Origin of the sequence: Streptomyces sp. NPDC004266, from assembly GCF_042874095.1 — a bacterium.
Taxonomy (GTDB): domain Bacteria; phylum Actinomycetota; class Actinomycetes; order Streptomycetales; family Streptomycetaceae; genus Streptomyces.
In genome coordinates, this window is the sequence record NZ_JBIAMM010000007.1 from 148,114 (window position 1) to 161,168 (window position 13,055).

Here is a 13,055-nt window from a genome sequence, read left to right on the forward strand (position 1 = left end):
CGGAAAGCCGTGATTCGAAGCCGGGGAGCCGGGCAGTCGCGCGGTACCGGCGCAAACCGAGCTGATGGGTGGTGTGTGTGATGTCTGCTTCCCCGAACGAGGGCACCCCGAGGGTGAGGATCCCGGACGACGGCGGGCCGGACGTCCCGGGCGGTGCCCGGTCCCGGACCTCCCCGCCCCGGTTCCGTCCGCTCCCCGAGGGTCCGCTGCTCGTGGAGGGGCCCGCGGAGATCGTCATGCCGGACGGTTCGGTGATCCGCTGCGAGCGGCCCGTCATGGCCCTGTGCACCTGCCGGCGGAGCCTGCGGGCGCCGTTCTGCGACACCAGCCACCGGCCGCGCCTGCGCAGCCGCACCGGCGCGCCGAAGGCGGCCCGGGGCGCCCCGCGCCCGGCGCGGGGCACGGCCGGGGAGGAGGAGGCGTCATGACGCTGCTCCCGACGGCCGTCACGGCACGGCCCGAGGCGCCCGAGGCCCGCGGCGAGGTCTCCCGCATGGTCAGGAGCCGGCTGCTGGACGGCGGCCGGCTGCCCCTGGCGGCGGACATCGCGCGTTCCTCCCCGTACGGTGAGGACCTCCAGCTCGCCCTCCACCTCTGCTACGAGCTCCACTACCGGGGCTTCGCGGGCGTCCCCGACACCCTGGAGTGGGACCCCGGCCTGCTCAGGGTCCGGGCCCTCATGGAGCACCGCTTCGAGAGCGCGCTGCGCCACGACTGCCGCCACCGCGCGGGCGTCGACGAGGCGCTGGCCGCCCTCCTCGTGGAGCCGGTCGACGGCACGGGCGTCTCCCACTTCCTGGCCTCCTCGGGCGAGCCGTGGCACCTGCGCGAGTACGTGGCGCTGCGCTCCGTGCACCAGCTCCGGGAGGCCGATCCGCACCTGTGGGTGATCCCCCGCCTGACCGGCCGCGCCAAGGCGGCGATGGTGGCCGTCGAGTACGACGAGTACGGCTGCGGACGGCCCGAGCGGATGCACTCCCTGCTCTACGCGGAGCTGATGTCCGATCTGGGCCTCGACCCCTCGTACGGGCGCCATGTGGACGTGGCCGGCGCCGAGGTCCTCGCGGCCTCGAACCTGATGTCGATGTTCGGTCTGCACCGGCGGCTGCGCGGGGCGCTCGTGGGGCACTTCGCCGTCGTGGAGACGACGTCGCCGCCCGCCGCCGCCCGCATCGCCGCGGCGCTGCGCAGGACCGGCGCCGGGCCCGCCGCAGAGCGGTACTACGAGGAGCACGTGGAGGCCGACGCCGTCCACGAGCAGCTCGTCCGCCGTGAGGTGGTCGGCGGCCTCCTCGACGACGAGCCGGACCTCGCCGACGACATCGCCTTCGGCATCGCCGCGACCTCCTTCCTGGAGGACCGGCTCGGCGACCGGGTGCTGGACGCCTGGTCGCGGGGCGAGAGCGCCCTGCGCGCGCCCCTGCCGCGGCCGTCCGGGAGCGAGCCGTGAGAACCCGCGCGACCGTCGGGGACGCGCTCCTCGACGGTCTGCGGGCCTGGGGGGTGTGCCACGTCTTCGGCTGTCCCGAGCTGGACGGCCCGGTGGCGGTGTGGGCGGGGGCGGACGACGACCCGTGCCTCGTGGGTGCGGGCCACGAGGAGACGGCCGCCTTCGAGGCCGTCGGGTACGCCACGTTCTCCGGCCACGTCGGCGTCTGCGCCGCCTCGTCCGCGCCGGGCGCCGTCCGGCTCCTCCGGGGCCTGTACGACGCGGGACCGGACGGGGTGCCGCTGGTCGCCCTGCTCGGCACGGACGTGACGCGGGCGACGACGGACCCGGCCGGGCGGGACGGGGGCCGCCCTGGAAGGGGCACGGACCTTCGCGGGCAGGGCCCGCGCCTTCCTGGACGGGATCCGGGCCTCCCCGGGCAGGACACAGGCCTTCCGGGGCAGGACCCGCGCCTTCCCGGGCAGGACTCAAGCGTTCGGGGGCGGGATGCGGCTTCTCCCGGGTGGGGGCCGGCCTTCCCCGCCCGCGGCCCGACCTCCTCCCCCACCCGGGGCCCGGCCTTCCCCGGCCGCGACCTCGCTTCTCCCGGGCGGGGCGGGACTTCCCAGGGCCGGGGGGCGGGGCCGCGGGCCCCGTCGGCCGGTCGGCGCCCCGCCCCGGAGGAGCCGCGGGCCCTCCTGGAAGCGGTGGCGGCGGCCTCCCTGGAGACCGTCGGCGTGCCCGAGGAGCTGTCGGACGCCCTCGACCGGGCCGTGCGCGCGGCGTACGCACAGCGCGCGCCGGCCGCGCTCGTCGTCCCGGCGGACGTGCTGGAACAGGCCTGCCCGCCTTCCGGGCACGCGCTCGGCGCGAGGCCGTCGAGCCTCGACGCGAGCACCCCCGCGCCGGTGCCCGACGACCGCTCGCTGGAGCGGGCCGCCGCCCTCCTGGACGCGGGCGAGCGCGTGGCGATCCTGGTCGGCCTGGGCGCGGCGGGGGCCGCCCGCGAGGTCCAGGAGGTGGCGGAGCGGCTCGGTGCCGGGGTGGCGAAGGCGATGCCCGGCCTGGACGCGCTCAGCGACGACCTGCCGTACGTCACGGGGGCGATCGGCCCCCTCGGCACCGGTCCCTCGTCCGCACTGGTCCGGGAGTGCGACGCGCTCCTGGCCGTCGGTTCCCGCTTCCCGCACGCGGCGTTCCTCCCGCCGTACGGGCAGGCCGGGGCGGTGCGCGTCGACAGCGGCCCCGACACCCTGGCACCGCGCTACCCGTATGAGATCAGTCTCGTCGGCGACGTCGCCGTCACCCTGCGCCGGCTCCTCGCCCTGCTGACGCCCCGGGCGGAACGCCCGTGGCAGGAGAGGGTCGCGGCGGGCGTCCGGGCCTGGCGGACGGCGCTGGCCCGGCGCGCCGCCCCGGGCGCGGATCCGGTGAATCCCGAGTATGTGGCCCGGGCGCTCGACCCGCTGCTCCCCGACGACACGATGATCACCTGCGACGCCGGCCCCGTCGCCGCCTGGTACGCGGGGCACCTGAGGCTGCGCCGGGACATGCGGGGCGCCCTCTCGGCGTCGCTCGCCGGTCCCGGTGGCGCGGTCCCGTACGCGGTCGGCGCCAAGTTCGCCCACCCGGGCCGTCCGGCGATCGCGCTGGTGGGTGACGGCGCCCTGCGGATGGGCGGGCTCTCGGAGCTGGCGACGGCGGCGCGGTACGCGGACGAGTGGACCGATCCGCGCCTGGTCGTCGCGGTCTGGAACAGCCGGGGGTCCGGCCCGTCCGGCCTGTCGTCACCGGCGTCGCCCGGCACGGACCACGTCGCCTTCGCGCGCTCCCTCGGCCTGTACGGCCTCGGGGTGTCCTCCTCCGAGGAGGTGGCGGACGCCTGGCGGACGGCCCTCGCGGCGGACCGGCCGACGCTGCTCGACTTCCGCACCGCGCCGGCGGCGCCCCAGGACGGTCCGGCCGGGACGGCGGGACGCCTCCCCCGGCCCGGCCGGTCCGTCGGCCTCAGGTCCGTGCCGCCCGGGTGCGCAGCGCACGGGCCGTGACCAGCGCCGCCCCGGCGGCCGCCGACAGCAGGAGGCGGTGCCGCGCCGCCACCGTGTACGGCGACCGGGCCGCGGCCTCCTCGCCGAAGGAGCCGTCGGCGCCGTGGTCCCGGCCGCCGGGGCCGTCGAGGGGCTCCCACAGGTTGTGCGGGGCGCCCGGCCGCGCACGCTCGCCGGTCTGCTGGGCGTCGTATCCGGTCCGGGCGAGGTAACGGTCCAGGAGGGCGGGGGCGAGCCGGTGGGCGAGGACGGTCCCGGCCGTCGAGGCGCCCACCAGGTACACCGCGCGGCGCGGGTGCCGGGCGGCGTACACCACGGCACGGGCCGCCACCTCCGGCTGGTAGACCGGCGCCACGGGGCGCGGGCGGCGCGGCAGGCGGGACAGGACCCAGGAGAACTGCGGGGTGTTGACGGCGGGCAGCTGGACGACGGTGACGGCCACGTCGCTGCGCTCGTGCCGGAGCTCCATCCGGACGGCGGCGGTGAAGCCGTTGATCGCGTGTTTGGCGCCGCAGTAGGCCGCCTGGAGGGGCACGGAGGCCTCGCCGAGCGCGGAGCCGACCTGGACGACGACCCCGGAGTCGCGCGGGCGCATGCGCCGGAGCGCGGCGCGCGTGCCGTTGACGAAGCCCAGGTACGTCACGGAGGTGACCCGCGCGTACTCGTCGGGGGTGACGTCCGGGAAGCGGGCGAAGACCGAGGTGAAGGCCGAGTTCACCCAGACGTCGATGGGTCCGAGGACCTTCTCGACGTGTTCGGCGGCCTCTTCCACCCGGCTGGGCAGGGCCATGTCCACCGGCACCACGAGGGCGCGCCCGCCGGCCCTCTCGACCTCGGCGGCCGCCGCCTCCAGACCGCGACGGCCCCGGGCGAGCAGCGCGACGCTCGCGCCCCGGGCGCCGAAGGCACGGGCGACGGCCCGGCCGACGCCGGCGCTCGCGCCGGTGACGACGACGGTCCGCCCGGCCATCGGCGGCCGGAGGTGCCGGCGCTCGTGGATGACGACCAGGCCTTCCAGGAAGGTCCCCAGGGCGAGACCCGCGCGCCGGGGGCGGAGAACGGGGGCGGGGCGAGGGGCGTGCCGGGCACGGCGGGCGGAGGTCATCGGTGTCCTCTCTTCGGAGGGTGCGGGGCGCCTGCCCGGTGCGGCGGGCGACCATGCGTGGATGGGGTCCCCGGGGTTGGGTAGACGCTGGTCCCCTCCACGAGGGCCGTCGCGATCAGCTGCGAGAAGAGGAGCAGGCCATGAACCTCATGGAAGGCCCGTCCGCGCGCCCGGAGGCGGGCGGGACGGCGTCGTCCCGGAACGGCTCGCCGCACGGCGCGCCCGCCTCCCGCGCGTCCGCCCCCTCCCTGCCGCCCGACCACACGCAGGCGATCCTGGAGACGACGAAGGAGGTCGGGGCCGTGCTGAAGGCGTCCGGCCGCCCGTTCGCCCTGGTCGGCAGTGTCGCCGCGTACGCGCACGGCATCCCCGTCCGGCTCCAGCACGACACGGACTTCGCGATCCTGCGCCAGGACGCCGAGGTCGTGACGGAGGCCCTGCGGGAGCGCGGCGTGCGGATCGTCGACCCGCCCGAGGACTGGCTCGTCAAGGCCCGGGCGGGCGGCGAGGAGATCGATCTGATCTTCTCGCTCGCCGGACGGCCGGTCACGGCGGAGCTCCTCGACCGCGCCCAGACGCTGCCGGTGGACTCGGTGCACATGCCGGTGCTGGCGCCGACCGACCTCATGGTCTGCCGTCTCCTCGCGCTCTCCGAGCACCACTGCGACTTCGGCCCGCTGCTGCCGGTGGCGCGGGGGCTGCGCGAGCGGATCGACTGGGGGCGGGTGCGCGAGGACACCGCGGGCTCGCCGATGGCGGACGCCTTCCTGTACCTGCTCGAACTGATGGACGTACTGCCGCGCCGTGACGGCGCGTGACCGAAGGCTTGTCCCGGGTGCCGGGGGCTCGGCGACGGGGCGCTCCGTCCGCCGCGGACGGCGGCGGGGCGCCCCGTGGTGCCGGGCCGTGTCCGGGGTCAGGAGGCCTCGGAGACCGTCCCGACGAAGTCGCCCACCTGCAGGTCGGGCATCGCGCGTGCGACGTCGGCCTGGGCGATGATGCCGACGAGGACGTGCTCGTCGATGACGGGGACCCGCCGGATCTGGTGCTCGCTCATGACGCTCATCACCTGCTCGGCGCTGTCGTCCGCGCGGACGGTGACGATCTCGTTCTGGGCGAACTCTCCGGCGGTGCACTGCTGCGGGTCCTTGCCCTGGGCGACGCACTTCACGACGATGTCGCGGTCGGTGAGCATGCCCTTGAGCTTCTCGTCGGGGCCGCAGATCGGCAGTGCCCCGACGCCGAGCTGGGCCATCTTCCGTGCGGCGTCGACGAGGGTCTCGGACGAACGGACGCAGGTCGCGTCCGGGGTCATGATGTCGCGTGCGGTGGTCATGGCCATCACCTGTCAGGTCGCTGGGTCTGCCGTGTCGCCGGGCCGGGTCGTCACGCCGTCTCGGGGCGCGACTGCCCGGTCCCCGCGCCGTCAACCGCGGACGGGCGCGGGGGCCCCGCGGCGCAGGCGGGAGGGCGGTACGGGCGGGGGGGCGGTACGGGCGGTGTCACCGCGTCGGCGGTAGGAGCGGTGACACCGGGCCGGCGGCGCGGGCCTGCCGGCCGCCTCGCGGGTCCTTCCCTCAGGCCGCCTTCCCCGCGCCGTCGAGGGCGTCGACGATCGCCGCGGCGAAGGCGTCGAGGTCGTCGGGCCGGCGGGAGGTGATCAGGGTGTGGCCCGCCGAGGTGTCGACCACGACCTCGCGGTCCACCCAGGTCGCGCCCGCGTTCTCCAGGTCGGGGCGGAGGGACGGGTACGAGGTCAGTTCGCGGCCCCGGGCCAGGCCGCTGTCCACCAGCAGCCACGGTCCGTGACAGATCGAGGCCACGGGCTTGCCGGCCTCGGCGAAGGCGGAGGCGAGGCGCCGCGCCTCGTCGTCGCCCCGCAGCTGGTCGGCGTTGAGGGTGCCTCCGGGCACGATCACGGCGTCGAATCCGTCCGCCGTGGCCTCCGCCAGGGTCGTGTCCGGCTGGACGACCGCTCCGGGCTTCTCGTCGGAGACGAGGGTCCGGACGGGCTCGTCCTTCTGCGCGGCCACGGTGACGCGGGCGCCGTTCTCCCGCAGGGCGGCCACGGGCTTCTGCAGCTCGTCCTGTTCGGTCCCGTAGTTCGTCGTGAGGACGAGAACGCTCTTTCCGTCGAGCTTTCCGTGGTTCTTTCCGTCGGACGACACGATGTGCTTCCTCTCCGGCGTCGTTGCCCCCCGCCACCTCTGCGCCTCACCCGCACCGGTCTTCGCAAACCTCACATATCACCCCGCATGTTCTCCACGGATGGGGGAAATCGCGCTGTTACCGAGTTCCCGTGCCGAGACCTACCGGCCGGGCCCCGCAGGCAGCGGAGGTGCAGCCATGGTTCCCCTTCTCCTCGTTCTCCTGGTGATTCTGGTGCTGTTCGGCGCGGGATTCGCCCTCGACGTGCTCTGGTGGATCGCCATCGCCCTGCTCGTGGTGTGGGTGCTGGGCTTCGTGCTGAGGAGCGGCAGCGGCCGCTGGTACCGCTGGTGAGCGGGTCCGCGACCCCAGATCACGCCACCGCCGCCCCGGAGGATCCGGGGCGGCGGTGCGCTGTTCCGGGCCGGGACGCGTCGCCTCACCCGTCCGTCCGCGACTCGCCCGCGCGGCGCTTCGCCCGGCGGACGGCCAGGAGCAGCACCGCGGCCAGGGTGAGCGCCCAGACGGAGGCGAACGCCCAGATGAGCCCCGGCGCCTCGGTGTCGACCGCGAGGACGAGCAGGGCGAGGGTCATGGCGCCGAGCGCCACGATGCCGAGGAAGGGCAGGTGGCGGCGGGTCCGGGCGAGCGAGGGCACGGGCAGGCGCGGGGTCCGCCGCATCGTGCGCAGGCGGCGCGCGAGCGACGCGTCCCGACTCAGCTGTTCCTCGATCTCCGCCAGAACGCGTCGCTCGTGCGCCGAGAGCCGGGTCTCGTCCATCGCGGACACCTCCTCCCGATCCCTGCGCGCCGGCGTGAGCGCGTCGTGTTCTCTGCGGGTTCCCCAGCGATTCGTGTCAAATCACCTCTAAAGGGGCATCCTTTCCTCAGGACGCTCGACCGACGGACCCCCGTCGCCGCTCTTCCCACGGCGACGCAGGCCCATCGCCCCCGTCGAAGGAGCCCTCATGTCCACCGCCGGAGAACGCTCCGACACCCTGCTCACCACCGACGGCCCCGCCCCCGACACCACGGGGGCCGCCACCCGCCGGGCGGCGCTCGACGGGCTGCCCGAGCCCGCGTGTCCGACCGCCGTCTCCACGGACGACGCCCGGACCCTGTCCGTCGCGCTGTTCTCCCGGCTCCGGGCCCTGGAGGAGGGCACACCGGAGTACGCGTACGTCCGCAACACCCTGATCGAGCTCAACCTCAGCCTCGTCAAGTTCGCCGCCCGGAGGTTCCGGAACCGCGCCGAGCCCGTCGAGGACATCGTCCAGGTCGGCACGATCGGGCTGATCAAGGCGATCGACCGCTTCGATCCCGACCGCACCGTCGACTTCTCCGCCTTCGCGCTCCCCACCATCGTCGGCGAGATGAAGCGATTCTTCCGGGACACCAGCTGGGCCGTACGGGTCCCCCGCCGGCTCCAGGAGCTGCGGATCGACCTCGCGAAGGCGGCCGACGCCCTGGAACAGGGCCTCGGGCGCCGTCCCACCCGGGCGGAACTGGCCGCGCGGCTGCACCTCACGGAGGAGGAGGTGTCCGAGGGCCAGCTCGCGGCCCACGGCTACGCGGCCCGGTCCCTCGACATCCCCGCCGGTGACGAGGACGCCGCGCCCGGCGCGGGCGCCCGTCACCTGGCCAGCGCGGAACCCTCGTACGAGCTGATCGAGTCGCTGACGGCACTGCGGCCGCTGCTCGCCCGCCTCGACGACCGCGACCGCCGCATCCTGGAACTCCGCTTCGGCGAGGAGCTCACCCAGGCGGAGATAGGCCACCGGATCGGCCTCTCCCAGATGCACGTCTCGCGGCTGCTCACGCGCATCCTCGGCGAACTCAAGGACGGCCTCCTCCGGGACGACGCGGCGGCGGACGGCACGGACGGCTGACCGTCCGGCCCCCGCACGGCCCGGATCGGCCCGCCTTCCGGAGAATGGGCGACGGGATCCGGGGCAGCCGCCGTCACGTGGCGAAGCAGCATCGCGAGGACGACGAACCCGACCGCTCCCAGGTACCGCCCGAGGAGTCGATGGACGAGGTGGCGACCAGGATCCGGAAGGAGGTCGGGGAGGCGGGCCGGCGCCTGCGCCACGACGCGGCGCGGTTCGCGGAGGGACCGCCGCCCGACCGGAGCGGCGAGGACGGGGCCGGGCACGCCTAGGCGTGCCCGGCCCCGTCCTTCGTGATGCCACCACGACCCCACGGGCAGGACACGGACGAAGGAGGCATGCCATGAGCGGGCCCCAGGTGTCGGACCGGATCCTCGAACGGCTGCGGGAATGGGGCGTCACCCACGCCTTCGGCTATCCCGGCGACGGGATCAACGGGCTCCTCGCCGCCTGGGGGCGGGCCGACGACGAGCCGCGGTTCGTCCAGGCCCGGCACGAGGAGATGGCGGCCTTCGAGGCCGTCGGCTACGCGAAGTTCTCCGGACGGCTCGGCGTGTGCGTCGCCACCTCCGGACCGGGCGCGGTCCACCTGCTCAACGGGCTGTACGACGCCAAGCTGGACCACGTGCCGGTGGTGGCGCTCGTCGGCCAGACCGACCGCAGCGCCATGGGCGGCTCCTACCAGCAGGAGGTCGACCTGCACAGCCTCTTCAAGGACGTCGCCTCCGACTACCTGGAGACGGTCACCGTGCCGGAGCAGCTGCCGAACGTGCTGGACCGGGCGGTCCGCACCGCCCTCGCCCGCCGGGCGCCGACCGCGCTGATCGTCCCGGCCGACGTCCAGGAGCTGGAGTACAGTCCGCCGACGCACGCCCACAAGATGGTGCCGTCCAGCCTCGACGTGAGCGGCTGGACGCCGGTGCCCGACGAGGAGTCGCTGCGGCGCGCGGCGGAGCTCCTCGACGCGGGCGAGCGGGTGGCCGTGCTCGTCGGCCAGGGAGCCGCCGGGGCCCGTGCCGAGGTCGTGGAGACGGCCGAGCGGCTCGGCGCCGGCGTGGCGAAGGCCCTGCTCGGCCTGGACGTGCTGAGCGACGAACTGCCGTACGTGACGGGGTCGATCGGGCTGCTCGGCTCCCGTCCCTCGTACGAGCTGATGCAGGGGTGCGACACGCTGCTGACGATCGGCTCCAACTTCCCCTACTCCGAGTTCCTCCCGCCGTACGGGCAGGCGAGGGCCGTGCAGATTGACATCGATCCGCACATGGTCGGGCTGCGCTACCCGTACGAGGTGAACCTCGTCGGCGACGCGGCGACCACGCTCCGCGCGCTGCTGCCGCTGCTGTCGCGGAAGAAGGACCGGGCGTGGCAGGAGTCGGTCGTGGCGGGGACGCGCCGCTGGCGGACCGTGATGCGACGCCGGGCGGAGGTGGCCGCCGATCCCGTCAATCCCGAGCTCGTCGCCCATGCCCTCGACCCGCTGCTGCCGGAGGACGCGATGATCACCGCCGACGCCGGCTCGGTGGCGAACTGGTACGCCCGGCACGTGCGGATGCGGGGACGGATGCGCGGCTCGCTGTCGGGCACGCTCGCCTCCATGGGCAGCGCGGTGCCGTACGCGATCGGCGCCAAGTCCGCCCATCCGGACCGTCCCGTGATCGCGCTGGTGGGCGACGGCGCGATGCAGATGAACGGACTCGCCGAGCTGGTGACCGTGGCCAAGTACGCGGACGGGTGGGAGGATCCCCGGTTCGTCGTGGCCGTCTGGAACAACCACGACCTCAACCAGGTGAGCTGGGAGATGCGGGCCATGGGCGGCGCTCCCCCCTTCGAGGCCTCCCAGTCGATCCCCGACGTGCAGTACGCGGCCTTCGCGCGTTCGCTCGGCATGGAGGGCATCCGGGTCACCGGTCCCGACGGCGTCGAGAAGGCCTGGCGCGAGGCGCTCGCGGCGGACGGGCCGACCCTCCTGGACTTCCGTACCGATCCCGACGTGCCGCCGATCCCGCCGCACTCGACCTGGGAGCAGATCGAGGCCACGCTGGCCTCGCTCGCCCGGGCCGACGGCGGACGGGCCCACCTGGTCAAGCAGGGCCTGAAGGCGAAGGTGCGGGAGTTCCTGCCCGGCCGGGGCGGGCGGTGACGGCGTGCGCACCGGCATCGGATCCCCCGTGAGGCGGGCATGAGCGCCTCACGGGGGATCCCGGCGCGGTGCCGAGCGGGCCGGGGGGCGAAGCGGTGCCGCCGACGGGCGCCGGCGGATGTCGGCGCCCGTCGGGACGGGCGCCGGGTCACGCGGGGACGGGGCCGTCCGGGGCCTCCGTGGCGGGCGGCGGGGCGGCGGGCGCACGCGGCGGAGGCGCGGCGCGCTCCGGTCCGGCCGACCGGCCGGACCGCCGGACCGGCTGGTGGACGAGACGGAACCGGTGCTGCTCCCGGCCGAGGACCCGCCCGGTGGAGTCGGTGAAACGGCCCGTGACCTCGTAGACGCCGCAGTTGGCCCGGCCGACGGGCAGCCGCTCGGGCGGCAGATGGACCTCGTACGGCCCGCCCGCCCGGTATCCGCCGAGCGCGGTCCTGGTGGTGCCGATCACCCTTCCGGCGTATCTGCGGGTCTCCTCGAAGACCAGTCCGTCGACCGCCTCGCCCACGCGGAAGGCGAGGGCGACGCTCATCGTCCCGCCCTCGGGGACCTCGACGGGGTCGCCGTCCCCGTCCAGGGACAGCGCGGCCGTCCCCTGCTCCTCCTGGGCCAGGCTCACACGCGTCAGCTCGAAGGGTGCCATGGCGTTCTCACGCCCTCTCGGTGGTGTCCGGGCGGACGATGACGACGGGGCAGGGGGCGTGCAGGGCGCACTGCTGGCTGACGGAGCCCAGGAGCAGGCTGGTGAAACCGCCGCGGCCCCTGCTGCCCACCACGAGGAGCTCCGCGCCCGACGCCGCCTCCGTCAGGACCTCGGCCGGATTGCCGGGCACCACGTGCTCGCGCAGCCGCACGTCGTCGGCTCCGACGAGGACGGTCTGGATCTCGTCGGCCAGCGCCCGTTCCGCCTGGGCTCCGTCGAAGCCGGCGTCCACCGGCGGAGCCGACCAGCCCGCGACCCCGGGCAGCTCGTACGCCGCCACCGCGTCCACGGCGGCCCCGGTCAGCCGGGCGTGGCGCACCGCCCACCGCAGCGCCTCGTAGGAGGCCGGAGACCCGTCGATCCCGACCACCACGCGACGGCCCTGCCCCTTGGGGCCCATGCTCGGCTCCCTCCTGCTGCCTGGCGGGTACCCCGGGCGCGGAGTCGTAGACGCCGTGGCGGACCGAACACGCACCGGATGTCAGAAACGGGCGAAAAGGGGCAGGGGTCAAGTAGGAGCCTCCGGTCACGGAGGCATGCGGCGCCGGCGGTGTCCGGCGTCAGAAGCGTCCGGATTCATGTGAGGGTCCGGATTCATGTGAGGGTCCGGATTCACGCGCGAGGAGACGGGTGAGCCCCATGGAGGCTGTGAGCCGAACGGGAGAGACGAGGGCCTCGCGGGAGGACCGTCTCCTGGTGGCGAGCCGACGCGGTGGACACCCCGGGACCGTCCTCCTGACCCTCGACGGCGAACTCGACCACGACACCGCGGCCCCCCTCCGGAAGGCGCTGGAGGAGAGCACGGGGGCCGCGCGCGTCGTCGTCGACTGCGCGGGACTGCGGTTCTGCGACTCGACCGGTCTGAACGTGCTCCTGCGGACGCGGCTGCGCCTGCTGACCGAGGGAGGGCGGGTGGATCTGGCCGGACTGCGGCAGCCGGTGCGCCGCATCTTCGAGATCACCGGGGCGCTGAACGTCTTCCGGGTGTACGACGACGCCGACGCCGCCCTCGCGGACACCGGCACCGGACGGTGACGCCGCCGGGGAGACGCCCGCCGCGCGATTCGACGGGCGGGACCGGGGAAGCAGCACCGTATGACCGGCCCACCCATCCGGCATGCGACCACTCGTACCCGCCGCTACGAGCTGGCGGAGGGCGACGGGGTGGTCCGGGAGTGCCGCGAGCTCGCCCAACGGGCCCTGCGCGAATGGTTCGGGGCCGCCGGAGAGCCGGGGCGGGTCCCCGTCGAGGACGCCCTGCTGCTGGTCTCCGAGGTCGTCACCAACGCCTTCACCCACGGCGGCGTCCCCTACGAGCTGCGGCTCGACGGCTCCGAGGGCCGGCTGTGGGTGCAGGTCAGCGACACGAACCCGGCGCGTCCCCGGCCCCACGGCCGGCACCGCCCGGGCCTTCCCTCCGGGCACGGGCTCTACCTCCTGGAACGGCTGGCGGCGGCCTGGGGCTGCGTCCCCCGGGCCCGCGGCAAGGCCGTCTGGTTCGAGGTGGAGGTGACGGCACGGCCCGATCCCCCGGCCGCGGCCTAGAGTGGAGGGGGATGCGGGACCCCCGCGCACCCCGCGCCCGGGCCCGCG

16 protein-coding genes are annotated in these 13,055 nt (G+C 75.2%); 10 read left to right on the forward strand and 6 right to left on the reverse strand.

What is annotated here, in order from left to right:
* Nucleotides 1–80: 80 nt before the first annotated feature.
* The 3 genes from ACFYUZ_RS18805 to ACFYUZ_RS18815 are packed head-to-tail and all read left to right on the forward strand — an operon-like array spanning nt 81 to nt 3,477.
* Nucleotides 81–428 carry a CDGSH iron-sulfur domain-containing protein gene (locus ACFYUZ_RS18805; RefSeq protein WP_389310561.1) on the forward strand — a complete coding sequence of 116 codons (348 nt, stop codon included), beginning with the start codon at nt 81–83 and terminating at the stop codon, nt 426–428.
* On the forward strand, nt 425–1,450 hold the full coding sequence (locus ACFYUZ_RS18810) for an iron-containing redox enzyme family protein (protein ID WP_389310563.1): 1,026 nt from the start codon (nt 425–427) through the stop codon (nt 1,448–1,450). The genes ACFYUZ_RS18805 and ACFYUZ_RS18810 overlap by 4 nt, the downstream gene beginning before the upstream one ends.
* Entirely contained in the window at nt 1,447–3,477 is a 2,031-nt protein-coding gene (locus ACFYUZ_RS18815) for a thiamine pyrophosphate-dependent enzyme (RefSeq protein ID WP_389310565.1), read from the forward strand. The genes ACFYUZ_RS18810 and ACFYUZ_RS18815 overlap by 4 nt, the downstream gene beginning before the upstream one ends.
* Here the strand turns inward: ACFYUZ_RS18815 and ACFYUZ_RS18820 are convergent.
* A complete protein-coding gene (locus tag ACFYUZ_RS18820; protein ID WP_389311001.1) occupies nt 3,437–4,447 on the reverse strand; it encodes an SDR family oxidoreductase in 1,011 nt (336 codons plus the stop codon). The genes ACFYUZ_RS18815 and ACFYUZ_RS18820 overlap by 41 nt on opposite strands.
* Nucleotides 4,448–4,722: 275 nt before the next feature.
* Between ACFYUZ_RS18820 and ACFYUZ_RS18825 the strand changes: the two genes are divergently transcribed.
* Complete coding sequence (locus ACFYUZ_RS18825; protein ID WP_389310567.1) at nt 4,723–5,400, forward strand: nucleotidyltransferase family protein; 678 nt, start codon at nt 4,723–4,725, stop codon at nt 5,398–5,400.
* 98 nt (nt 5,401–5,498) lie between these two features.
* Here the strand turns inward: ACFYUZ_RS18825 and ACFYUZ_RS18830 are convergent, their stop codons facing one another.
* Complete coding sequence (locus ACFYUZ_RS18830; RefSeq protein ID WP_389310568.1) at nt 5,499–5,918, reverse strand: CBS domain-containing protein; 420 nt, start codon at nt 5,916–5,918, stop codon at nt 5,499–5,501.
* 241 nt (nt 5,919–6,159) lie between these two features.
* On the reverse strand, nt 6,160–6,750 hold the full coding sequence (locus ACFYUZ_RS18835; RefSeq protein WP_389310570.1) for a type 1 glutamine amidotransferase domain-containing protein: 591 nt from the start codon (nt 6,748–6,750) through the stop codon (nt 6,160–6,162).
* 178 nt (nt 6,751–6,928) lie between these two features.
* Here ACFYUZ_RS18835 and ACFYUZ_RS18840 point away from each other — a divergent pair, with 178 nt between their 5' ends.
* Nucleotides 6,929–7,084, forward strand: coding sequence for a hydrophobic protein (locus tag ACFYUZ_RS18840; RefSeq protein ID WP_356900319.1), 156 nt, complete (start codon nt 6,929–6,931; stop codon nt 7,082–7,084).
* A gap of 85 nt (nt 7,085–7,169) precedes the next feature.
* Here the strand turns inward: ACFYUZ_RS18840 and ACFYUZ_RS18845 are convergent, their stop codons facing one another.
* On the reverse strand, nt 7,170–7,511 hold the full coding sequence (locus ACFYUZ_RS18845; protein WP_389310572.1) for a DUF3040 domain-containing protein: 342 nt from the start codon (nt 7,509–7,511) through the stop codon (nt 7,170–7,172).
* Nucleotides 7,512–7,698: 187 nt separating this feature from the next.
* Here ACFYUZ_RS18845 and ACFYUZ_RS18850 point away from each other — a divergent pair, with 187 nt between their 5' ends.
* From ACFYUZ_RS18850 to ACFYUZ_RS18860, 3 genes are all read left to right on the forward strand, one after another.
* Nucleotides 7,699–8,619 carry a SigB/SigF/SigG family RNA polymerase sigma factor gene (locus ACFYUZ_RS18850; protein WP_389310574.1) on the forward strand — a complete coding sequence of 307 codons (921 nt, stop codon included), beginning with the start codon at nt 7,699–7,701 and terminating at the stop codon, nt 8,617–8,619.
* A gap of 77 nt (nt 8,620–8,696) precedes the next feature.
* Nucleotides 8,697–8,891 (forward strand): hypothetical protein, encoded by a 195-nt coding sequence (locus tag ACFYUZ_RS18855; protein ID WP_389310576.1) that lies wholly within the window; start codon nt 8,697–8,699, stop codon nt 8,889–8,891.
* A gap of 71 nt (nt 8,892–8,962) precedes the next feature.
* Nucleotides 8,963–10,759 carry a thiamine pyrophosphate-requiring protein gene (locus ACFYUZ_RS18860; protein ID WP_389310578.1) on the forward strand — a complete coding sequence of 599 codons (1,797 nt, stop codon included), beginning with the start codon at nt 8,963–8,965 and terminating at the stop codon, nt 10,757–10,759.
* 148 nt (nt 10,760–10,907) lie between these two features.
* Here ACFYUZ_RS18860 and ACFYUZ_RS18865 read toward each other — a convergent pair whose 3' ends face one another.
* Both ACFYUZ_RS18865 and ACFYUZ_RS18870 read right to left on the reverse strand, forming a co-directional pair.
* Nucleotides 10,908–11,402: a hypothetical protein gene (locus tag ACFYUZ_RS18865; RefSeq protein WP_389310580.1), complete on the reverse strand. Its 495-nt coding sequence runs from the start codon at nt 11,400–11,402 to the stop codon at nt 10,908–10,910.
* A gap of 7 nt (nt 11,403–11,409) precedes the next feature.
* Nucleotides 11,410–11,862 (reverse strand): universal stress protein, encoded by a 453-nt coding sequence (locus ACFYUZ_RS18870; RefSeq protein WP_389310582.1) that lies wholly within the window; start codon nt 11,860–11,862, stop codon nt 11,410–11,412.
* A gap of 239 nt (nt 11,863–12,101) precedes the next feature.
* Here ACFYUZ_RS18870 and ACFYUZ_RS18875 point away from each other — a divergent pair, with 239 nt between their 5' ends.
* On the forward strand, nt 12,102–12,497 hold the full coding sequence (locus ACFYUZ_RS18875) for an STAS domain-containing protein (RefSeq protein WP_389310584.1): 396 nt from the start codon (nt 12,102–12,104) through the stop codon (nt 12,495–12,497).
* A 60-nt stretch (nt 12,498–12,557) separates the two neighbouring features.
* The gene (locus ACFYUZ_RS18880; protein ID WP_389310586.1) at nt 12,558–13,007 is read left to right on the forward strand and encodes an ATP-binding protein; all 450 of its coding nucleotides are present in this window, start codon (nt 12,558–12,560) and stop codon (nt 13,005–13,007) included.
* Nucleotides 13,008–13,055: the final 48 nt, after the last annotated feature.

Coding starts and splice junctions, on each gene's coding strand:
- ACFYUZ_RS18805 (WP_389310561.1), top strand. CDS start 81: ATGTCTGCTTCCCCGAACGAGGGCACCCCGAGGGTGAGGATCCCGGAC.
- ACFYUZ_RS18810 (WP_389310563.1), top strand. CDS start 425: ATGACGCTGCTCCCGACGGCCGTCACGGCACGGCCCGAGGCGCCCGAG.
- ACFYUZ_RS18820 (WP_389311001.1), bottom strand. CDS start 4,447: ATGGCCGGGCGGACCGTCGTCGTCACCGGCGCGAGCGCCGGCGTCGGC.
- ACFYUZ_RS18825 (WP_389310567.1), top strand. CDS start 4,723: ATGAACCTCATGGAAGGCCCGTCCGCGCGCCCGGAGGCGGGCGGGACG.
- ACFYUZ_RS18830 (WP_389310568.1), bottom strand. CDS start 5,918: ATGACCACCGCACGCGACATCATGACCCCGGACGCGACCTGCGTCCGT.
- ACFYUZ_RS18840 (WP_356900319.1), top strand. CDS start 6,929: ATGGTTCCCCTTCTCCTCGTTCTCCTGGTGATTCTGGTGCTGTTCGGC.
- ACFYUZ_RS18845 (WP_389310572.1), bottom strand. CDS start 7,511: ATGGACGAGACCCGGCTCTCGGCGCACGAGCGACGCGTTCTGGCGGAG.
- ACFYUZ_RS18850 (WP_389310574.1), top strand. CDS start 7,699: ATGTCCACCGCCGGAGAACGCTCCGACACCCTGCTCACCACCGACGGC.
- ACFYUZ_RS18860 (WP_389310578.1), top strand. CDS start 8,963: ATGAGCGGGCCCCAGGTGTCGGACCGGATCCTCGAACGGCTGCGGGAA.
- ACFYUZ_RS18865 (WP_389310580.1), bottom strand. CDS start 11,402: ATGGCACCCTTCGAGCTGACGCGTGTGAGCCTGGCCCAGGAGGAGCAG.
- ACFYUZ_RS18870 (WP_389310582.1), bottom strand. CDS start 11,862: ATGGGCCCCAAGGGGCAGGGCCGTCGCGTGGTGGTCGGGATCGACGGG.
- ACFYUZ_RS18875 (WP_389310584.1), top strand. CDS start 12,102: ATGGAGGCTGTGAGCCGAACGGGAGAGACGAGGGCCTCGCGGGAGGAC.
- ACFYUZ_RS18880 (WP_389310586.1), top strand. CDS start 12,558: ATGACCGGCCCACCCATCCGGCATGCGACCACTCGTACCCGCCGCTAC.